Origin of the sequence: Falsihalocynthiibacter sp. CO-5D18, assembly GCF_041205445.1 — a bacterium.
Taxonomy (GTDB): Bacteria; Pseudomonadota; Alphaproteobacteria; order Rhodobacterales; family Rhodobacteraceae; genus Falsihalocynthiibacter; species Falsihalocynthiibacter arcticus.
The window spans coordinates 399,086-418,868 of record NZ_JBGFCF010000002.1 but is presented as its reverse complement, the minus strand read 5'-3'; the positions used below and the strand labels follow the sequence as shown (position 1 = coordinate 418,868).

At 54.1% G+C, this 19,783-nt stretch carries 19 protein-coding genes; 7 read left to right on the top strand and 12 right to left on the bottom strand.

From position 1 onward, the window contains the following. Nucleotides 1-160 precede the first annotated feature (160 nt). Nucleotides 161-1,174 carry a hypothetical protein gene (locus tag AB9F27_RS04560; RefSeq protein ID WP_335584959.1) on the top strand — a complete coding sequence of 338 codons (1,014 nt, stop codon included), beginning with the start codon at nt 161-163 and terminating at the stop codon, nt 1,172-1,174. Nucleotides 1,175-1,188: 14 nt separating this feature from the next. On the opposite strand, the gene AB9F27_RS04555 is transcribed toward AB9F27_RS04560, so the two are convergent. From AB9F27_RS04555 to cdd, 6 genes are all read right to left on the bottom strand, one after another. Beyond that, on the bottom strand, nt 1,189-2,151 hold the full coding sequence (locus AB9F27_RS04555; RefSeq protein WP_335584960.1) for an SPOR domain-containing protein: 963 nt from the start codon (nt 2,149-2,151) through the stop codon (nt 1,189-1,191). A 69-nt stretch (nt 2,152-2,220) separates the two neighbouring features. Next, complete coding sequence (gene upp / locus AB9F27_RS04550) at nt 2,221-2,853, bottom strand: uracil phosphoribosyltransferase (protein ID WP_039002705.1); 633 nt, start codon at nt 2,851-2,853, stop codon at nt 2,221-2,223. A gap of 1 nt (nt 2,854) precedes the next feature. After that, nucleotides 2,855-3,838 carry an adenosine deaminase gene (locus AB9F27_RS04545; RefSeq protein WP_335584961.1) on the bottom strand — a complete coding sequence of 328 codons (984 nt, stop codon included), beginning with the start codon at nt 3,836-3,838 and terminating at the stop codon, nt 2,855-2,857. Then, on the bottom strand, nt 3,835-5,028 hold the full coding sequence (locus tag AB9F27_RS04540) for a phosphopentomutase (RefSeq protein ID WP_335584962.1): 1,194 nt from the start codon (nt 5,026-5,028) through the stop codon (nt 3,835-3,837). The genes AB9F27_RS04545 and AB9F27_RS04540 overlap by 4 nt, the downstream gene beginning before the upstream one ends. Further along, entirely contained in the window at nt 5,029-6,333 is a 1,305-nt protein-coding gene (locus AB9F27_RS04535) for a thymidine phosphorylase (protein ID WP_335584963.1), read from the bottom strand. Then, nucleotides 6,334-6,726 (bottom strand): cytidine deaminase, encoded by a 393-nt coding sequence (gene cdd, locus AB9F27_RS04530; RefSeq protein ID WP_039002709.1) that lies wholly within the window; start codon nt 6,724-6,726, stop codon nt 6,334-6,336. It abuts the gene before it with no gap. A 171-nt stretch (nt 6,727-6,897) separates the two neighbouring features. Here cdd and AB9F27_RS04525 point away from each other — a divergent pair, with 171 nt between their 5' ends. Then, complete coding sequence (locus AB9F27_RS04525; RefSeq protein WP_335584964.1) at nt 6,898-9,183, top strand: NADP-dependent malic enzyme; 2,286 nt, start codon at nt 6,898-6,900, stop codon at nt 9,181-9,183. A gap of 108 nt (nt 9,184-9,291) precedes the next feature. Then, entirely contained in the window at nt 9,292-11,181 is a 1,890-nt protein-coding gene (gene prpE / locus AB9F27_RS04520) for a propionate-CoA ligase PrpE (protein WP_335584965.1), read from the top strand. A 34-nt stretch (nt 11,182-11,215) separates the two neighbouring features. Here the strand turns inward: prpE and AB9F27_RS04515 are convergent, their stop codons facing one another. Then, nucleotides 11,216-11,977 (bottom strand): NAD kinase, encoded by a 762-nt coding sequence (locus AB9F27_RS04515; RefSeq protein ID WP_039002712.1) that lies wholly within the window; start codon nt 11,975-11,977, stop codon nt 11,216-11,218. 185 nt (nt 11,978-12,162) lie between these two features. Here AB9F27_RS04515 and glyA point away from each other — a divergent pair, with 185 nt between their 5' ends. Further along, entirely contained in the window at nt 12,163-13,458 is a 1,296-nt protein-coding gene (glyA, locus tag AB9F27_RS04510) for a serine hydroxymethyltransferase (RefSeq protein ID WP_369757581.1), read from the top strand. Between the two features lie 56 nt (nt 13,459-13,514). On the opposite strand, the gene AB9F27_RS04505 is transcribed toward glyA, so the two are convergent. Then, nucleotides 13,515-13,886: a hypothetical protein gene (locus AB9F27_RS04505; RefSeq protein WP_369757580.1), complete on the bottom strand. Its 372-nt coding sequence runs from the start codon at nt 13,884-13,886 to the stop codon at nt 13,515-13,517. Between the two features lie 85 nt (nt 13,887-13,971). On the opposite strand from AB9F27_RS04505, the gene AB9F27_RS04500 reads away from it, so the two are divergent. Further along, entirely contained in the window at nt 13,972-14,727 is a 756-nt protein-coding gene (locus AB9F27_RS04500) for an alpha/beta fold hydrolase (RefSeq protein ID WP_335584968.1), read from the top strand. Nucleotides 14,728-14,729: 2 nt separating this feature from the next. On the opposite strand, the gene AB9F27_RS04495 is transcribed toward AB9F27_RS04500, so the two are convergent. Further along, on the bottom strand, nt 14,730-14,912 hold the full coding sequence (locus tag AB9F27_RS04495; RefSeq protein WP_335584969.1) for a CTP synthetase: 183 nt from the start codon (nt 14,910-14,912) through the stop codon (nt 14,730-14,732). A 71-nt stretch (nt 14,913-14,983) separates the two neighbouring features. Further along, nucleotides 14,984-15,541, bottom strand: coding sequence for a PhnA domain-containing protein (locus AB9F27_RS04490; protein ID WP_369757579.1), 558 nt, complete (start codon nt 15,539-15,541; stop codon nt 14,984-14,986). A 161-nt stretch (nt 15,542-15,702) separates the two neighbouring features. Here AB9F27_RS04490 and AB9F27_RS04485 point away from each other — a divergent pair, with 161 nt between their 5' ends. Then, nucleotides 15,703-15,990 carry a hypothetical protein gene (locus tag AB9F27_RS04485; RefSeq protein ID WP_335584970.1) on the top strand — a complete coding sequence of 96 codons (288 nt, stop codon included), beginning with the start codon at nt 15,703-15,705 and terminating at the stop codon, nt 15,988-15,990. Nucleotides 15,991-16,777: 787 nt separating this feature from the next. On the opposite strand, the gene lepA is transcribed toward AB9F27_RS04485, so the two are convergent. Then, nucleotides 16,778-18,577: a translation elongation factor 4 gene (gene lepA / locus AB9F27_RS04480; protein WP_369757578.1), complete on the bottom strand. Its 1,800-nt coding sequence runs from the start codon at nt 18,575-18,577 to the stop codon at nt 16,778-16,780. Nucleotides 18,578-18,874: 297 nt separating this feature from the next. Between lepA and AB9F27_RS04475 the strand changes: the two genes are divergently transcribed. Continuing rightward, complete coding sequence (locus AB9F27_RS04475) at nt 18,875-19,204, top strand: hypothetical protein (RefSeq protein ID WP_335584972.1); 330 nt, start codon at nt 18,875-18,877, stop codon at nt 19,202-19,204. Nucleotides 19,205-19,259: 55 nt separating this feature from the next. On the opposite strand, the gene AB9F27_RS04470 is transcribed toward AB9F27_RS04475, so the two are convergent. Then, nucleotides 19,260-19,760 carry a copper chaperone PCu(A)C gene (locus tag AB9F27_RS04470; RefSeq protein ID WP_335584973.1) on the bottom strand — a complete coding sequence of 167 codons (501 nt, stop codon included), beginning with the start codon at nt 19,758-19,760 and terminating at the stop codon, nt 19,260-19,262. Nucleotides 19,761-19,783 lie beyond the last annotated feature (23 nt).

Below are 19,783 nucleotides of genomic sequence, written 5' to 3'. Positions count from 1 at the left end.
GATACTAGCCTCACGCGTGTACGGCGTCTTATGTTTCTGGTATATCTACCTAAATTACGGGATGTCCCGCCCTGAAATAAAGGAATTGTCGTTTGCGAACTTGTTGATCCCCCCTCCCTAAGTTAGGCTACTTTCATTCAAGAGGCAGCGCAGAGCCCACATGACCGCATTATCAGAATACGATCGGCTCGAAACCACGGGTCTTTGGCGCGAAACGCCCGAAGACCACAAGCGTGAAGTCATTGTGAGCTTTGGAAATGCGACCCTTGTTCTAAAAGATAAAGCCGAGCGCGCCTTGACCCACTGGTCCCTTCCCGCGATATCACGGCGAAATCCCGGAGAGCACCCCGCGATCTATAGTCCGGATGTAGAAGGAGGGGAGACGCTTGAACTTGATGAGACCTTTGCCATCGAAGCCATCGAGAGGGTGCTTAAAGTCATCGATCGGCGGCGTCCACAACCCGGGCGCTTGCGGCTTGTTCTCACGACCAGCATCCTCGCCGCTTTCACGGGGTTGATGGTTTTCTGGCTTCCAAACGCAATGGTCGAATACGCAACCAGCATCACACCCCAAGCCCAGCGCACTAAAATCGGCGATGACCTTTTCCAACAAATTCGGCGCGTTTCAGGGCACCCCTGCACACAGCCTCAAGCCAGCAATGCGCTCTCCAAAATGGCGCAACATTTGGGAGCAGAGCGCAACAAACTTGTGGTCGTGCGCACGGGCGTCGAAACATCCGTGAATTTGCCAGGTGGTTATATCATTTTAAACCGTCGATTGGTTGAGGATTTTGAGGATCCTAATTCGGTATCTGGCTATGTTTTGGCCGAACTCGAGCGCGCAAAAAACAACGACCCGCTTTATGAACTCTTGCAAGATCTCGGTGTGCGCGGCACGTTCCGCTTCCTAACATCGGGCCAGATCAGCATTCCTGCCCTCACCCGACACGCGGAAAAACTGCTGGCACAACCGCTCGCACCGGTCGATCCGGAACCGCTTCTCGCGAGGTTTGAGGCCGCGAATTTGCCCTCGACGCCCTATGCCTATTCGGTTGATATATCTGGGGAAACGACATTGCCCTTGATCGAAGCGGACCCTATTCCACAAGAGGCCTCAGACGCAATCATCACAGATGGCGAATGGGTCGCGCTTCAAGAGATTTGCCAATCTTAGGTTTTGGACAGACCCTACTTAACGAAGGCGTCTTTGAACCCAGCGGAATGCGCGGCATTCAACCCAACCTTAATGTCTGAGTTGCTCGCAAATGGCCCCAAATAGAGAACCTGCAAGCTTTTGCCATTTCGTTTCGTGTTTTGCACAGCCACAGGAAGCCCCATTTTCTGGAACTTTCTGATCGTCGCTTGCGCATTGCTTTCCACGCCAAACGCGCCAACCTGAATCAAACGCCCGCCCGATTTCACGGCTACGGTACGACTTGGCGTCGCTTTTGCGACACGTATGGATTTGGGTACGGTCTTTGTACCCGTCGCTGTTCGCCCTGTCCCGTTTGCGGCCTTATACCGCAAATGCGCCTGTTTTAATTCCACATCTTGGCCATTCTCGGCCACCAGTTTCATCGGTACGGTACTGGTCCACACTTTCAACATTTCCGCCTCGCCACGGGCGGTTCCAATTCCGCGCTTCGGATTCAAACGCCCATCGTCCCACACCGGTTTATATCCAGCCGGAAGCCGAGGGACGGGAGAAGCGGCGGGCGCCTGCGTCAAAACTGTTTGAGTGGACGGCACTCTTTTGACTGCTTTGGGCGCCTGCGTAACCTGAACACTTCTAACCGCCGGCGCGGCAATCAGAGCCGTGGTTGCCAACGGTTTACCGGGCTTCGCGGAACTGCTCTTTGAGGGTGTGTTCGACACTTGGACTGTGTCTTGGATCGCGCGACCCTGCAGGGAAGGCTTATACCCACAGACCAATTTTCGGCTCTGTGTTACGCGCGGCACCCATGTGATCGAACGTCCCACACCTGCCCTGATAAAGACACACCCGTTGCTGTCCACATATTGCGCGGCCGTATAACTTGCGGGTGGAATTTCAGCAGGCCCATCGGAACTCGAGAGCGTTGCTGCGTTAACAGCAACCCCAGAAAACAGGGTTGATAAGACGATGGCGACAGAATATTTTAAACGGTGCATTTTGTGCCCCCACACAATATATTGTGCGAGGATGCAGCAAAAGACTAATTTAGTAAAGGAAATGTTCGCCTATTTTGTGCCAAACATCCTATCACCCGCATCTCCTAGTCCCGGAACAATATATCCAGCGTCATTAAGGCGTTCATCCACAGATGCAGTAACGATCTGCACATCAGGATGCGCTTCTTTCATCCGCGCGATCCCTTCTGGGGCTGCCAAAAGACACAAGAAACGGATGTTTTCAGCTCCTGCCCCTTTGAGAAGATCAATCGCCGCAACCGATGAATTTCCAGTGGCTAGCATTGGATCTACCGCGATAACAAGACGGTCATTTAGCTCTGTGGGAACCTTGAAGTAGTATTGAACAGGCTGGAGCGTTTTCTCGTCGCGGTACAACCCAACAAAACCAACGCGCGCCGATGGGATCAACTCCAAAACACCATCAAGCAAGCCATTGCCCGCACGTAAAATAGAGATCAAAGCAAGCTTTTTCCCATCCAAAACGGGGGCCTGCATTTCCTGCATAGGGGTTTCAATCGTTTGGGTAGTCATCGGCAAATCAGCGGTGACCTCATAGGCTAGCAACTGGCTAATTTCCCGCAACAACTGGCGAAATACAGCGGTCGACGTCGTTTTCTCACGCATCAATGTCAGTTTATGTTGCACAAGGGGATGGTTCACAACGGTTAGGTGCTGGCTCATTTTAGGCCTCCAGTTTTTTGAGAATTTGGGCGCGTGTGGCGTCGGTACAAAATGCCGCTTCGGCCGCGCCAATATTTAAGGCGCGGAAGGTGTCGTCATCCCAACCGAATGTGCGCGAAAGCATTTCATATTCGTCTGTCATTGTGGTGTGAAAGAAGGGTGGATCATCGGTGGAAACCGTAACCTTTACGCCAGCATCACGGAGCTTTTGGATCGGATGACTCGCCCAATCCGCATAGACACCAAGCGCTATGTTCGAGCCGGGGCAAACCTCAAGCACGATATCCTTCTCAACGATTTCTCGCACCAATGCCGCATCTTCGATTGCGCGCACACCGTGGCCAATGCGTACGGCTTTGAGGTCTTGAATCGTGGCTCGTATTTCCTCGGGGCCGGACCATTCACCGGCGTGCGACGTGATTTTCAAACCCGCTTCCCGCGCCATATCAAACGCGTATGCGAAATCAGACGGCGTGCCGAATTTCTCGTCCCCGCCCATGCCAAACCCGACGACCCAATCGCCCGCCGTTTCAACGGCGCATTTCGCGGATTTCTTGGCCGCATCAGGGCCAAAGTGGCGGACGACCGTGGGGATACCGCGCAGAATAATTCCAGAGTCTTTTTCGGCTTTGTCAGCAGCCTCTTGCATCGCATGCAAATACTCGCGCCACGCAACAACATCGCCGCCGCCGCAAAAATCGGGTGCTAAAAATGTCTCAGCGTAAACTACACCATGCTCAGCGCAATTTTCAAGAACGGCGGATGTTAAACGCGCATAGTCTTCGGGTGTTTTAAGGCATGCGGTTGCCGCCTCATAGACCTTCAGAAAATCCCAAAAATCCGTGTAGGAATAGGCGCCATTCTCGTCAAAAACACCGTCGATGGACATGTTCTTTTCTTTTGCAAGGCTGCGGATAAATGCAGGAGGCGCGGCCCCCTCAAGGTGCAAATGCAATTCAACTTTTTTCAGCTTAGAAAAGCTCATATTAAGTTCCTTCCGGGCCCGTCCGAGGGCACCCCAAGATGATGCGCAAGCGTGGCTGCAACATCTGTAAATTGGCAAAGTCCGACTTCGCCCATCCCTGCTCCCCAAATCAAAACAGGCACGCGTTCGCGCGTGTGATCCGTGCCTTGCCAAGTGGGGTCATTTCCATGGTCCGCGGTGAATATCACCAAATCATCGGAACGCAACCGCGCAATGAAATCTGGGATTTGAGCGTCGAACCATTCAAGGGCGCGCGCATAGCCCGAAACATCCCGACGGTGGCCATACAGACTGTCGAACTCGACGAAATTCGCAAAGGTCAGGCTTGAATCTACGGCGGCGTCCGCATGCTCTAGAAGGCGCTGCATGAGCGTGAGATCATCGCCTTTTACAACCTCGTCAATTCCGCGCATCGAAAAAATATCGCCAATTTTTCCAATAGCATAAACGTGTTTTCCAGCGTCGTGAACCCAGTCACAAAGAGCGGGCGCGGGGGGCATAATCGCGAAGTCTTTGCGATTGGACGTGCGGGTAAACCCGTCTTTGACTGATCCGACAAACGGGCGCGCGATGACGCGACCCACTTTCATTTCATGTAGCATCGGTGCCAATTTTTTGCAAAGATCGAGAAGATTTTGCAGACCAAAACGTTCTTCATGGGCGGCTATTTGAAACACGCTATCCGCAGAGGTATAGCAAATCGGCCAGCCCGTTTCCAAGTGACGCGCGCCTTCCCGCTCGATAATTTCGGTGCCTGAGGCGTGGCAGTTTCCAAGCGTTCCCCCCGTCCCCGCCGCTTTACAAACCTCAAACAAAAGGTCATCATCAAAAGAATTCTCTTTGGGGAAATAATGCCAATCCCAAGGGACGGGCAACCCCGCAAGCTCCCAATGCCCCGAGGGCGTATCCTTGCCAATCGAAACTTCGGTGGCCGCCGCCCATTTGCCCGTCACATCCGTGAGTTTATCGGCAAACGTCGCCCCCGACGCGGCCTCGACCGCATGCCAAAGGCCAAGCGAGGCCAGATTTGGCAAGGAAAGCGCGCCGGAGCGCCCTTCCTCGGCATTTCCTGCCGCACATTCAGCGGCAATATGGCCGAGCGTATTTGCCCCTTCGTCACCAAAATCGACCGCATCCGGTGCGCCGCCACACCCAACAGAATCTAGTACAATAAGAAATGCTCGTGCCATCTAGGTCACCTTTTCGAATACAAGTTCATAGGGTTTTGGCGCGTCAGCCCCCAAAGTAATGGCTCGTGCCACAGCCTCGCAAAAGGCCAGCCCTTGCGCCTCGCTCTCGCAGTGGACCATCGCGAGCAATGTCCCCGCCTCAACGAAACTCCCCAGTCTGGCGATTTGCGAAAGGCCCACGGCGGGGTTAATCTTGTCGCTGCCAACAAGCCGCCCTCCGCCCATTGCAACGACGATATTGCCCAAGGCCTGACCGTCGATGGCCTGAACGAACCCGTCGACTTGCGCTTCTACCCCCAGCACACACCGCGCGGCGGGCAAACGATCGCGCCAACATTCGACGAAATCTTTGGGTCCACCTAAGCGCGCCACTAGGCGCCCAAAACCTTCGGCGGCATGGCCTCCATTGATCGCCTGTCTTATCTGAAGCGCGCCAATTATGCTATCACTCGCCTGCCCCGCGGAATGCAACAAGCTCCCGCCCAACTGCTCCGTCAACTCAATCAAGGGGGCCGCTTTAGGGTTTGTTAGCAACTCCATCACGGAAATGATCTCAAGCGCGTTGCCCATACTCGTTGCTAAGGGTTGGTTCATATCGGTCACAAGCGCCGTCGTGGGCGTTCCTGCCCCGTTTGCCGTTTGCACCAAGGTTTGTGCCAAATTACGCGCGTCATCCGGCGTTTGCATGAACGCTCCTGAACCCCATTTCACATCCAAAACCAGCCCCTCAAGGCCTGCCGCCAATTTCTTGGACAAAATCGATGCTGTGATCAGATCGATACTATCGACGGTCGATGTCACATCTCGAATGGCATAAAGGCGGCGATCCGCGGGCGCGATGTTGCTACTGGCACTGGCGATGGCAAAGCCGATGTCGCCGACGATCTGCTGAAAATCTTCAGTCGAAAGCTCCGTCGAGACACCCGGAATGGCTTCCAACTTATCTAGTGTCCCGCCGGTATGGCCAAGACCACGCCCTGAAATCATCGGAACGAAGGCCCCACAAGCCGCAAGGGCGGGCGCAAGCAAAAGCGACACGCAATCGCCAACGCCGCCCGTGGAATGCTTGTCTAAAATCGGCCCCGGAAGCGCCCACTCTAGTCGCTCGCCGCTGTTGCACATTGCTTCCGTCAGCGCCACACGGCCCGCGTCCGTTAACCCGTTCAAGCAAACCGCCATGGCAAATGCGCCCGCCTGTGCATCCGAAACGGCACCGCTCGCCAAACCCTGCGCAAACCACTCAATTTCCGCCCCACTCGGAGTAGTCCCCGACCGTAAACAGGCTATGATTGAGCGCGCATCCACTTAGGTATTTTCCATATGAGCTTGCGTAAAGGCTCCGGGTAAAAGCTGCCCCATCGTGAGCGTCTGCGAATTTCCCTCAAGCGTCGTCATGGTGACTTTGGTTTCTGGCTGCGCAAATTCCGCCAACTTCTGGCGGCACCCACCGCATGGGCTTACGGGCAAGGGAGAATCCGCAATCACCAAAACCTCGGTGATCTCGGTTTGGCCTGCCGCAATCATTGCCGCAATCGCGCCTGCTTCGGCACAGGTTCCTTCAGGATAGGCGACGTTCTCGACGTTACATCCAGAAAAAATCTCGCCAGATGCCGCTCGTAGGGCCGCGCCAACTTTGAAGTTTGAATAAGGCGCGTACGCACGAGCTTGAACATCAGTTGCAGCTTTAAGAAGGGGCATTTAGAACCTCATTTTACCTATTGGTCAATATTGCCCCGCCCCCAGAAGGGATGCAAGGGAAACGGTAATTCGTAATTTATTTGCAAGTGGGGCGTATTGACCTAGTGTAAGCCGTTCAGATAGGCAGTATGGCAGGTAGTTTAATGCTAAACTATATATGGGAGGCCCACCATGAGTGACGCAAAAAATGACACAATCCGGCAAGCAGCCTTGGATTATCACGAGTTTCCAAAACCCGGAAAACTGGAAATACGCGCGACGAAACCACTGGCCAATGGCCGCGACCTTGCCCGCGCTTATAGTCCAGGCGTGGCCGAGGCCAGCCTCGAGATCAAAAAAGACCCCTCAACGGCGCGCAAGTATACTTCGCGTGGCAATCTGGTGGCCGTCGTAACCAATGGGACCGCCGTTTTGGGCTTGGGCAATATCGGCGCCCTTGCCAGTAAGCCTGTCATGGAAGGCAAGGCTGTCCTCTTTAAGAAATTCGCGAATATCGACTGTTTCGACATCGAAATCAACGAATCTGATCCCGAAAAGCTGGCAGATATTATCTGTTCCCTTGAGCCAACCTTCGGCGCGATCAACCTTGAAGACATCAAAGCGCCCGATTGTTTCATCGTCGAGAAAATCTGTCGCGAGCGCATGGGCATTCCCGTTTTTCACGACGACCAGCACGGAACCGCCATAGTTGTCGGGGCCGCGGCAACCAATGCTTTGCGAGTCACGGGCAAGAAATTCGAAGACATCAAGGTTGTGTCCACGGGTGGCGGCGCCGCAGGGATTGCGTGTCTGAACATGCTATTAAAACTTGGCCTCAAGCGCGAAAATGTTTGGCTTTGTGATATCGCAGGTCTTGTCTACGAGGGCCGCACCGAAGAAATGACCCCTCAGAAAGCCGAGTTCGCCCAAGCCAGTGACAGTCGGACGTTGGATGACGTTATTGGCGGTGCGGATCTTTTCCTTGGCCTCTCAGGCCCCGGAGTTTTGAAGCCTGAAATGGTCGCAAAAATGACCAGCCAGCCGATAATTTTCGCACTGGCCAACCCGAACCCAGAAATTTCGCCCGAAGACGTGCGCAAAGTTGCGCCAGACGCGATTATTGCAACCGGGCGTAGCGATTATCCCAACCAAGTGAACAACGTGCTTTGCTTCCCCTTCATCTTCCGTGGTGCACTGGATGCGGGCGCAACTGTGATCAATGACGAAATGCAAATTGCCTGTATCGAAGGTATTGCCGAACTGGCCCGCGCAACCACTAGCGCCGAGGCCGCCGCCGCTTATCAAGGCGAACAAATGACATTTGGGCGCGACTATTTGATCCCAAAACCCTTCGATCCACGTCTCATTGGGGTCGTGGCCAGCGCCGTTGTCAAAGCCGCCGCCGCCAGCGGTGTTGCCGAACGTCCCATCGAAGATTTGGATGCCTATAAACGTGAATTGGATGGTTCCGTCTTTAGATCCGCCCTCATTATGCGCCCTGTTTTCATGGCTGCCGCCACCGCAGAGCGAAAAATCGTTTTTGCCGAGGGCGAAGACGAGCGCGTCTTGCGGGCGGCTAGCGCGATGCTAGAGGACATGACCGACAAGCCCATCCTGATTGGTCGTCCAGACGTGATCGAAAGCCGTTGTGAACGCGCTGGCCTCAACATCAGACCTGGGCGTGACTTTGACCTCGTTAACCCCGAAAATGACTCACGTTATCGCGAATATTGGCAGACATATCATAAGCTTATGGCGCGGCATGGCGTCACTCCGGATATCGCCAAAGCCATTATGCACACCAATAATACCGCCATTGGTGCCATCATGGTTCAACGCGGCGAAGCCGACAGTATGATCTGTGGAACCTTTGGCCAATACCTCTGGCACCTGAAATATGTGCAGGAAATTTTGGGAACGGGGGAAGGCGGCTTGCACCCTGTAGGCGCGCTTTCGATGATGATCCTTGAGGACGGGCCGCTCTTTATTGCCGACACCCATGTTCATCTTGAACCGACGCCCGCGCAAATTGCCGAAAGCGTGATTGGCGCTGCGCGACACGTGCAAAGGTTCGGTGTCGCTCCCAAAATTGCTATTTGTTCCTACTCTCAATTTGGCAACTTAAACGGCGGCACAGGCGAACGCGCCCGCGCGGCGCTTGATATTCTCGACAGCCAAACCCGCAGTTTTGTCTATGAGGGGGAAATGCACATTGATGCAGCCCTTGACCCCGACGTTCGAGCGCGTATTTTTCCGGATTGTCGTCTTGAGGGGGCTGCCAACGTGCTGGTCTTCACCAATGCCGACGCAGCCAGCGGGGTTCGTAACATCTTGAAAATGAAGGCAAATGGACTTGAGGTCGGCCCCATCCTGATGGGCATGGGCAACAAGGCACATATCGTTACGCCCTCAATCACGGCGCGCGGCTTGCTCAATATGAGTGCGATTTCCGGTACACCGGTTGAATATTACGAATAAAATGTGGGGCGGCAATCGGGCGCAGGTCAAGACACCTGTATCCCCTTGCCGCCCCGTTCCAGCGCCGCTATCAATGCCTAGAGAGCGCGATTCTGAGGAGGATCAACCATGGGTTTCACCCGGGTTTATGAAGCGTGGAAGAACGACCCCGAAACATTTTGGATGCAGGCCGCCGAAGGTATTGATTGGGTTAAAAAGCCAAGCAAAGCGCTCTTTGACGACAATGCTCCCCTGTATGAATGGTTCAAAGACGGACAAGTAAACGCGTGCTACAACGCCGTTGACCGTCATGTTGAGAATGGCCGCGCGGATCAAACCGCCATCATTTACGACAGCCCCATCACCCATACCAAACGCGAAATCACGTTCCTAGAGTTACGGGATCGCGTGGCCAGCTTGGCGGGGGCTTTGCGGGCCAAAGGTGTCGAAAAAGGCGACCGCGTCCTTATCTATATGCCTATGGTTCCAGAGGCGCTCGAAGCTATGCTTGCCTGCGCGCGCCTTGGGGCGATCCACTCGGTGGTCTTTGGCGGATTTGCAGCGAATGAACTTGCCGTGCGGATTGACGACGCAAAACCAAAAGCAATCATCGCCGCCTCCTGCGGGGTCGAGCCCGGACGGGTCGTCCATTATAAACCCTTGCTGGATGGCGCGATCGACCTTGCCACACACAAGCCTGATTTTTGCGTTGTTCTTCAACGAGAACAAGAGGTTGCAAAACTCATCGAGGGACGTGACTTTAATTGGCACGGATTTCAGCATGGCATAGCCCCGGCAGAATGCGTTCCCGTTTCGGGTGACCATCCCGCCTATATCCTCTATACTTCCGGCACAACAGGCGCCCCAAAGGGCGTCGTTCGCTCCACCGGCGGACACCTTGTTGCGCTAAACTGGACCATGAAAAACGTCTACAACGTCGACCCAGGCGAAGTCTTTTGGGCCGCATCGGATGTTGGTTGGGTGGTTGGACACAGCTATATTTGCTATGGTCCGCTTGTGCATGGGAACACCACAATTGTGTTCGAGGGCAAACCAATTGGCACCCCCGATGCGGGAACGTTTTGGCGAGTTATTTCCGAGCACAAAGTCGCAAGTTTCTTCACTGCACCAACGGCTTTTCGTGCTGTAAAACGCGAAGACCCGACAGGGGAGTTTATCAAAAAATACGACCTCTCCTGCCTCAAAACCGTTTATTTGGCGGGCGAGCGGGCAGACCCAGACACCATCACATGGGCGCAGGAAAAGCTGAACGTTCCGGTGATTGACCATTGGTGGCAGACCGAAACAGGCTGGGCGATCGCTGCGAACCCTATGGGAATTGAGGAGCTACCGGTAAAACTCGGCTCTCCTTCGGTTGCGATGCCCGGCTATGACGTTCAGATTTTGGACGAAGGCGGTCACCCAATGCCGACGGGTGGATTTGGGGCAATTGCCATCAAACTTCCCCTGCCGCCGGGCACACTTCCAACGCTTTGGAATGCCGAAAAGCGGTTTATGTCCAGTTACTTGGAACACTTCCCCGGCTATTACGAAACCGGCGACGCGGGTTATATCGATGACGACGGCTATCTCTATATTATGGCGCGCACCGATGACGTCATCAACGTTGCGGGCCACCGGCTTTCGACGGGGGCGATGGAAGAGGTCTTGGCCAGCCATCAGGACGTTGCGGAATGTGCCGTTATTGGTGTTGCCGACGCGCTGAAAGGTCAAATGCCGCTGGGCTTGTTGTGTCTCAATTCAGGTGTGACACGTCCAAACAGTGAAATTACCGCCGAAATCGTCAAGCTGGTGCGCGAAAAAATCGGGCCTGTTGCGGCCTTCAAAACGGCAATTGTGGTTGAAAGATTGCCAAAGACCCGTTCGGGGAAAATTCTTCGGGCGACCATGGTTAAAATCGCCGACAGCGAAGATTTCAAAATGCCCGCAACCATTGACGATCCGGTCGTGCTCGATGAAATTCGGGTCGCTTTGCAAACCGTCGGTCTGGCGCAATAGGATTGGGCGGCCCGAAAGGGCCGTCCGCACCCCGCTAAACGAATTGCTCTCGGAGAAGACGCTCTTTTAGCCCATGCCCCTCATCAAAGAGAATGCGATGCTCAATGGTTGGATCGCTATAGATTTCAACCGACAAGACGTCCTGCTCGGAGCGACTGTCGGCGGCAACCATCACGGGGCGTTTTTCGGGTTCTAGCACATCAAAGCGAACTTTGGCCGCCTTTGGAAGCAAGGCCCCACGCCAACGCCGTGGACGGAACGCGGCCATCGGTGTCAAAGCCAAAACATCAGACCCAATCGGCAAAATCGGTCCGTGCGCCGAATAGTTATAGGCCGTTGACCCAGCCGGCGTCGACACCAAGGCCCCATCGCAAATCAGTTCCGAAAGCCGCACATGCCCGTCGACAGTAATCCGCAACTTGGCGGCCTGTGGCCCCGCGCGCAAAAGCGAAACTTCGTTGATTGCCAGCTGGTCGTGCTCCACACCTTCGGTAGAAACAGAGTGCATGCGCAGCGGATTCAGAATTTCTTCCTCGACCTGTCGCAGCCGTTCCTCAAGGTTGTCATCACTGTATTTGTTCGTCAGAAAACCAACGGTGCCACAGTTCATTCCGAAAACGGGCGTGTTCAAATGTTGTGTGGAATGAAGGGTTTGCAACATCATGCCATCCCCACCAAACACTACGATCACATCGCAGTCTTCCTCAGGGGCGTCGCCAAACTGGGCCTGAAAACGGGCAAGTGCCGCCTGTGAAATGTCGGTACCGTTTGCCTTGAAGTGAATTCTAGCGCTCATGTCATTCCCATTTTCGCCCACGTTTGCCCGTGCAGATCGGAAACACAAGACCAGATAGGAAATATTTGATCACACGAATTGATGTATATGGCGCAAAATATCATACAAATGCCGCGAAACAGGCTTTTGTGAAAGGCGCGAGACCGCTACAAGGCCTAAACATTTCACGCGCCATGGAGCCCACGATGACCGTAAACAGCAACGACCCAGGTTTTTTCACCGAAAGCCTTGAGACCCGTGATCCTGAAATTTTCGCCGTAACGCGCCAAGAACTTGGCCGCCAACGCGACGAAATCGAATTGATCGCCAGCGAAAACATCGTTTCCGCAGCCGTGATGGAGGCACAAGGCACCGTCCTAACCAACAAATATGCCGAAGGTTACCCGGGAAAACGGTATTACGGTGGCTGCCAGTATGTTGATATTGCGGAACAATTGGCAATCGATCGCGCGAAACAACTTTTTGGCTGTGAATTTGCCAACGTCCAACCAAACTCAGGCTCGCAAGCCAACCAAGGTGCCTTCACGGCCCTCATCAAGCCCGGCGACACCATCCTTGGGATGAACCTTGCCTCCGGCGGGCACCTGACCCACGGCGCAGCTCCAAACCAATCCGGCAAATGGTTCAACGCCATTCAATACGGTGTGCGCCTGCAGGACAACTTGATCGACTACGATCAAATCCAAGCCCTCGCCACCGAGCACCAACCAAAACTCATCATTGCGGGCGGGTCCGCGATTCCCCGTCAGATCGACTTCGTGAAGTTCCGCGAGATTGCCGACAGCGTCGGCGCCTATTTGATGGTTGATATGGCCCACTTTGCCGGCCTTGTTGCCGCAGGAGAGCACCCTTCCCCGTTCCCATACGCAGATGTCGTGACAACCACCACGCACAAGACTTTGCGCGGCCCACGCGGCGGGATGATCCTGACCAACGACGCGGATATTGCGAAAAAAATCAATTCTGCAATCTTCCCCGGCATTCAAGGCGGCCCCTTGATGCATGTGATTGCAGGCAAGGCCGTCGCCTTTGGCGAAGCGCTGCGCCCTGAGTTCAAAGCCTACCAAAAGCGCGTGCGTGCGAACGCGGTTGCCCTTGCAGACCAGCTTATGAAAGGCGGCTTGGACATCGTAACAGGCGGCACAGACACCCATGTTATGCTGGTTGATTTGCGCCCCAAAAATGTCAAAGGCAATGCCACAGAGAAAGCGCTGCAACGCGCCAACATCACAACAAACAAGAACGGTATCCCGTTTGACCCTGAGAAACCCTTCGTAACATCGGGCATTCGTTTGGGAACACCCGCAGGCACTACACGCGGATTCGACGAAGCTGAATTCCGTGAAATTGCCGATATGATCGTCGAAGTTGTGGACGGCCTCGCCGCAAATGGCGAAGACGGAAACCACGATATCGAAGCGGCCGTAAAAATCAAAGTCGCCGCACTCTGTGCGCGCTTCCCAATTTACGACAACCTCTAAGATATTGAAAAACGGTGAAGCCTTGCCTCCGCGCTAGGCTTCACCGACACGCCTATTTACAGATACCCACGCCAGACGAGTACTGTCGTAAAAAGCGCCGCTGGAATGAGAATTCCCAACGCTACCCCACTCAAAACACTTAGAAAAACATCTGTGCGGCGTTTGCTTTTGTCGATCCCTTTAAGGTGCTTGAGGCAATTTAGATACGACTTTTCAACCCGCCCAGAATCTACAAAACGCTGCAACTTCGGATTTTGCGAGGCTGCTGCCGCGCTCGCCAGAAATTCCGCGTCCTTGCGCACATGTCGCGGCAAAAGACGCCCACCACGCCGCAGTTTTCCGTCAAGCCCTGTGCCGCCAACGGACAGTTGTTTTTTCAAAAGGGTCGCAACCTCATCGGCGCAGTCTCGGGGGGATCTTGAATTCATAAATACCTCGTCGCAAGACCATACAGGCCAAAGGGATTCAGCTCAAGCCACTGGCCTAAAGGAATTTTTCGAGGTACAGAAAGATATGTTGAAAACCTATACACAGGGTCATTCAAGCGCCCTCCCGCCCCTCTTAATCGTGCACGGCCTGTTTGGATCGGCGCGCAATTGGGGTGTCATAGCAAAACGCCTCGCTGAGGACCGCGTTGTCCACACTGTCGATATGCGCAACCACGGCGAGAGTCCGCGATATTCATCGCAAAGCTATATGGATATGGCCGATGACCTTGCGCATGTCATCAACGACCTCGGCGCGCCCATGGATGTATTGGGGCATTCGATGGGGGGAAAAGCCGCGATGGTACTGGCGGTTCAATCACCTGATCTTGTGAACCGGTTGCTCGTCGCGGATATTGCGCCGGTTGCGTATTCTCATACGCAAATGCCCCTTATTGAGGCGATGCGGTCACTGGACCTTGCGCAGGTTGAGAAACGTTCTGATGCTGATCGTCTACTGCGCGATGCAATTCCAGAGGACGGTGTGCGCGCGTTTTTGCTGCAATCCCTTGACGTTAAGGCGCAGGAATGGCGTCTTAATCTGGACGTTTTGGCAGATCAAATGGATAGGATTCTTGGTTTTCCTGAGTTGACGGGCGTGTTTGACAAGCCGACGCTGTTTTTATCTGGCGGCGCATCAGAGTATGTTTTGCCCGCGCATCGCCCCCTCATTAAAGCGTTGTTTTCAAACGTCTATTTTGCCAAAATGCCCGACGTCGGGCATTGGCTGCACGCCGAAAACCCACGTGACTTTGAGGCCAGTATTCGGGCGTTTTTCAGCTAGCTTTAAAGATCTGCAATTTTCTTGGAAACAAAATAAGAGACCGGAAAACCCGCGACAAACCCAAGGGCGGCCGCGATCAAAATCGGGGACAGTGTATCGTTGCCTGTGACCAGAGCGATGATGACGCCGAGGCCTGCCATACTGGGGGCAATTATGGTAAACATCAGCAGTGTTAAACGGTTCATATCAGGCTCCTTTTGCGCGTCCTGCGGGGAACATTACGGGTTTTCTCGGAGCTTACCTTGATCTATGTCATCTAGCTCTTTTTTACAAATTCCGTCAGGATAACAATACGTTGCCCTTCTACGCGGCCTTCGATGTGGCCTGCGTTGTCGGACACGAGAGAGATGTTTCGTACCGCAGTGCCTTGCTTGGCGGTGAAGCCTGCGCCTTTTACGGGGAGGGCTTTGACGAGGGTGACTGAATCCCCTGCGGAGAGCACGTTTCCGTTGCAATCTTTGTGGATCAAGGTGGGGGTTTCGGCGCCGGCTTTGGCCCATTCTAGAGTGGCGTCGTCAAGGTAGAGCATATCAAAAAGGTCGTGTGCCCATGCTTCGGCTTTGAGGCGATCCAGCAAGCGCCAGACGAGGACTTTTACGGGTTCGTGCTCGCTCCACATGGCAGAAGTCAAGCAACGCCAATGACTTGGGTCGAGTTCACCGTCAATCTGTGCGCGGCATTTCTGGCAAATATGAGCCGACATGTGCACGGTGTTGTCGGAATTCGGGCCCACATCATGGACCCCCAAGGCGTCGCTTGAGCCGCATAATTCACATTGATCGCCGGAACGAGCTGAGAGGGCATTAAGGGGCATTGGGGGATCTCCAAGGGAACATTTTTATCATCTATCTGTAGCAGAGCGACACTTGGTTTGCCAAGGGCACTCGTTAACGCGCCGCGCGTTGAAACAGGCGAAAGTTTAAAGTTTTTAAATACTCTGAGGGTCGATTTTTAAACTTTTTAAAGAGGGTAACGATGGTTTTTGAGGTGAATGCGACGGAGTTGCGGTGGGAAATGTCGCGGATTTTGGGTCAGGTTCAGCACGGCAAGAAAATTGCGGTGATCGCGATGCATGGCAAGCCTATTGGGGCGATTGTGCCGATGGAGGACCTGCACCGCATTTGGGAGAAACAGGACGACGAGACCCACGGGGAGCGCGACCCTGAAACGGGGAAGCGGCCGAGCGTGCTGATGACGAAATACGGGATTTGGTCGGATGCGCTGGCGGCGCGGATTCGGTGGGTGAAGGAGATGGGGGAATGACGTTTTGGTTTTTTGGGGGGCGCGGTTTGGTTTTGGTGAGGGGATTTTGGGGGTGAATGGTTTGAGGGGGGTGCAACGGGATTGGGATGCGGCGCACGATCCGAGGGGTGGAAGCGAAGCGCCCGCGCATTCTTGAAAACGGCGGGGGCGGATCGGGCGCTGCCTGATTTGGAAAATCAGGCAGTTAGCAACAGAACTAAAACACCTACACTTAGCCCCCCATTTTCCAGACCATGTCTATTGGAGCACGCCGTAGTGGATTTTTACTGTGGCGGAGGCGACACAGAACAGCATTCGAAGTAGGGTATAAATATGCGTATAATGAGGGTGGGGTGAGGCTCCATTCTTTTTGCACCACGCGAGCGAAAAGAGTGAAAAATAAGGCCAACTACCCATGAATCAAATCAAGTCGAGTGCCAAAAACGCCTCTGTGCCTATAGGTCAACGAAAAAAACCAGTGGATAACTCAAACAATTACGTTGCTGTCTCCATTGGCAAGGCTGTATTGTGTATTTAGCCCAGCAGGAGACACAATATATTGTACTCCGAATAGTTTCTAGCAACACGTTAGGTGCTTTGGGCTGTACACTCCCTTCCAAAAGGAATGTACCGTCGCATCGCGACAGAGCCGGCGCTGCTAGGGAAGAATTTCCAAACTCTTTCCCTAGCAGTCCACCTAAAATCATACAGGTTTCGTTGAAGAGCTCAACAGTTCTTGCAAGCTTAAGTGACAAATTCTCACATAAGCCATGAGAATAGAAAACCCCGCCAGAGGCGGGGTTAGGTATTAATCGTCCATTTTCAACGCATTGATAAAGGCTTGCTGCGGGATTTCTACTTTCCCGAATTGACGCATTTTCTTTTTGCCTTTTTTCTGCTTTTCGAGCAGCTTTTTCTTGCGGGTCATGTCGCCGCCGTAGCATTTCGCGGTCACGTCTTTGCGCATGGCAGAGAGGGTTTCGCGGGCAACGACGCGGCCACCGATGGCGGCTTGGATCGGGATTTTGAACATGTGACGCGGGATCAGGTCTTTGAGTTTTTCAACCATGGCGCGGCCCCGTTGTTCGGCGCGATCACGGTGGACCATGGTGGAGAGCGCGTCGACGGGTTCCTCGTTGACGAGGACGGTCATTTTCACGAGGAAATCTTCTTGGTAGCCGGTCATTTGATAATCAAAGGACGCGTAGCCTTTGGTTACGGATTTCAGACGGTCGTAGAAATCGAAGACGACTTCGTTGAGCGGCAAATCATAGACGACCATGGCGCGGGCGCCCGCGTAGGTGAGGTCGAGTTGCACGCCGCGGCGGTCTTGGCAAAGCTTGAGGACGTCGCCGAGGTACTCGTCTGGCACAAGGATTGTGGCCTTGATGCGCGGCTCTTTGATGTGCTCGACATAGGTGAGATCGGGCATGTCGGCGGGGTTGTGCAGTTCGAGATCGGTGCCGTCCTTCATCTGGATGTGATAGATAACCGAGGGCGCGGTGGTGATCAGATCGATGTCATATTCGCGCTCGATCCGGTCGCGGATCACCTCAAGGTGGAGGAGGCCAAGGAAGCCACAGCGGAAGCCAAAGCCCAGCGCGGCGGAGGTTTCCATCTCGTAGCTGAAGGAGGCGTCGTTGAGGGCGAGTTTTTCGATGGAATCGCGCAGGTCTTCGAATTCGGCGGCATCAACGGGGAAAAGGCCACAGAAAACAACGGGTTGCGCAGGCTTAAAGCCAGGAAGGGCCGTGGTACAACCGCCTTTTTCATGGGTGATCGTATCGCCCACACGAGTGTCGCGGACCTGTTTGATTGAGGCGGTCAGGAAGCCGATTTCACCGGGTCCAAGCTCGTCGATCATGATCATACCGGGTTTAAAAACGCCGATACGCTCGACCGGATGGACCGAGCCGTTTTGCATCATGCGGATTTTGTCGCCCTTTTTGAGGACGCCATCGATGATGCGCACAAGGACGATCACGCCGAGGTAGGAGTCATACCAACTGTCGACCAGCATGGCTTTGAGCGGCGCGGAACGGTCGCCTTTGGGGGCGGGAAGACGGGTGACGATGGCCTCGAGGGTTTCGTGGATGCCTTGGCCGGTTTTGGCGGAAACTTGGATGGCGCCAGAGGCGTCGATGCCGATGACGTCTTCGATTTGCTCGGCGACGCGATCACAATCCGCCGCTGGCAGGTCGATTTTGTTTAGAATCGGGACGATTTCGTGGTCGGCATCCAGAGCGTGGTACACATTGGCGAGGGTTTGGGCCTCAACGCCTTGGCTGGCGTCCACAACAAGGAGCGAGCCCTCGACGGCGCGCATGCTGCGCGACACTTCATAGGCGAAATCCACGTGACCGGGGGTGTCGATCAGATTGAGGACATAATCGAGCCCGTCGTCTGCTTTGTAATTGATGCGCACGGTGTTGGCCTTGATCGTAATGCCACGTTCGCGCTCGATGTCCATGCTGTCGAGCATCTGGGCCTGCATATCGCGCAGAGCCACAGTGCCGGTCTCTTGGATGAGCCGGTCAGCGAGGGTGGATTTACCGTGGTCGATATGCGCCACGATTGAGAAATTGCGGATTTTATCAAGATCAGTCATAGCGTTTGATATGCGGTGGAATTGTGGTCTGGTCAAGCGGGGTTGATCGTTTGGAGGGGCAGTTCGGCGTTATTTTGAACGAATTCTGGTGGGGGCGGTTCATTGCCTGCGATTCTAGCGGTTTTGGGACTTGGGCAATCAGGCGTAAAACCCAAATCCTGTGGCTTTTGGGCATATGGACCGCAATATATATGGAATTGATTTGCGATGAAAAATTTGCAATATTGTCAGGGTAGCAGGCCCAGTGATGATCCCGAAGCGGGCGGACTGAGCGAAATCAAACTATAGGCAATTCTTATGAAACCTTTTAAAATGGCCGTTCTAGCCCTTTGCATGTCCCCATTGGCGACAGTTTCCCTCCCCGTTTCAGAAGTTCACGCTGCAAAGACAATTGAGCGTGCATGTGTGAAATCGGAGCGCAAAGCCGCATCCAAACCCTTGTGCGGGTGTATTCAGGATGTTGCGGATATGATGCTTTCCCGCAGCGATCAAAAAACTGCAGCGAAGTTTTTTGATGACCCCCACAGGGCGCAAGAAATCCGCCAGTCGAACAATCGCAGCCACGAGAAATTCTGGCTTCGGTACAAAGAGTTCGGCCAAACGGCGGCCACATTCTGCAGGGGTTAAGCGGCTGATTTTAGGTGAATAAGGGCGCGTTTTGCCACGCCCCTATCCCTTCCGTTTATTGCGAGACTTCGGGTGTTTCGTGATCCATTGAAGAGTGGTCGGCTTCGTCCTCTGGCGTGCGATCATTGTCTACAGGAATTTCAACCGCGACATCGCCCGCGTTTTCAAAATGCAGGACGATTGAAACAGTCTCGCCATTTGCCAACCCCTTGTCCAATCCCATTATCATGACGTGATCCCCACCGCGTTTAAGTTGGTACATCCCATCGGCCGGAATCGCGAATCCCTCCTCCACATGCATCATTTTCATAACGCCGTTGCCCATATCCTTGTGGGTATGCAACTCAACACGCGGAGCGATATCGGACGACACACCAATAAGCTGGTCGGCCTCACCCGCGTTCATAACTTCAAAAAACGCCGCACCGGTTTTGGCCACGGGTGTCGCGGAGCGCGCATAGGCGTCGTGGATCAGGATTTCGGCACTTGCGGGCAAGGCAAAAGCGGCGATAAACGCGGCGGCGAGCGGCGCGCGTAGGGAGAAAGTGAAAGACATTGGATGTCCTTTCGTAATGATTT

Bases quoted from the DNA above. Each gene is read 5' to 3' on its own strand.
- AB9F27_RS04490 (WP_369757579.1), bottom strand. From the start codon at position 15,541: ATGCCCCTTAATGCCCTCTCAGCTCGTTCCGGCGATCAATGTGAATTA.
- AB9F27_RS04560 (WP_335584959.1), top strand. From the start codon at position 161: ATGACCGCATTATCAGAATACGATCGGCTCGAAACCACGGGTCTTTGG.
- AB9F27_RS04545 (WP_335584961.1), bottom strand. From the start codon at position 3,838: ATGAGCTTTTCTAAGCTGAAAAAAGTTGAATTGCATTTGCACCTTGAG.
- prpE (WP_335584965.1), top strand. From the start codon at position 9,292: ATGGGTTTCACCCGGGTTTATGAAGCGTGGAAGAACGACCCCGAAACA.
- AB9F27_RS04515 (WP_039002712.1), bottom strand. From the start codon at position 11,977: ATGAGCGCTAGAATTCACTTCAAGGCAAACGGTACCGACATTTCACAG.
- AB9F27_RS04500 (WP_335584968.1), top strand. From the start codon at position 13,972: ATGTTGAAAACCTATACACAGGGTCATTCAAGCGCCCTCCCGCCCCTC.
- AB9F27_RS04505 (WP_369757580.1), bottom strand. From the start codon at position 13,886: ATGAATTCAAGATCCCCCCGAGACTGCGCCGATGAGGTTGCGACCCTT.
- AB9F27_RS04495 (WP_335584969.1), bottom strand. From the start codon at position 14,912: ATGAACCGTTTAACACTGCTGATGTTTACCATAATTGCCCCCAGTATG.
- AB9F27_RS04540 (WP_335584962.1), bottom strand. From the start codon at position 5,028: ATGGCACGAGCATTTCTTATTGTACTAGATTCTGTTGGGTGTGGCGGC.
- AB9F27_RS04475 (WP_335584972.1), top strand. From the start codon at position 18,875: ATGAAACCTTTTAAAATGGCCGTTCTAGCCCTTTGCATGTCCCCATTG.
- AB9F27_RS04485 (WP_335584970.1), top strand. From the start codon at position 15,703: ATGGTTTTTGAGGTGAATGCGACGGAGTTGCGGTGGGAAATGTCGCGG.
- lepA (WP_369757578.1), bottom strand. From the start codon at position 18,577: ATGACTGATCTTGATAAAATCCGCAATTTCTCAATCGTGGCGCATATC.
- upp (WP_039002705.1), bottom strand. From the start codon at position 2,853: ATGAGCCAGCACCTAACCGTTGTGAACCATCCCCTTGTGCAACATAAA.
- glyA (WP_369757581.1), top strand. From the start codon at position 12,163: ATGACCGTAAACAGCAACGACCCAGGTTTTTTCACCGAAAGCCTTGAG.
- AB9F27_RS04470 (WP_335584973.1), bottom strand. From the start codon at position 19,760: ATGTCTTTCACTTTCTCCCTACGCGCGCCGCTCGCCGCCGCGTTTATC.
- AB9F27_RS04555 (WP_335584960.1), bottom strand. From the start codon at position 2,151: ATGCACCGTTTAAAATATTCTGTCGCCATCGTCTTATCAACCCTGTTT.
- AB9F27_RS04525 (WP_335584964.1), top strand. From the start codon at position 6,898: ATGAGTGACGCAAAAAATGACACAATCCGGCAAGCAGCCTTGGATTAT.
- cdd (WP_039002709.1), bottom strand. From the start codon at position 6,726: ATGCCCCTTCTTAAAGCTGCAACTGATGTTCAAGCTCGTGCGTACGCG.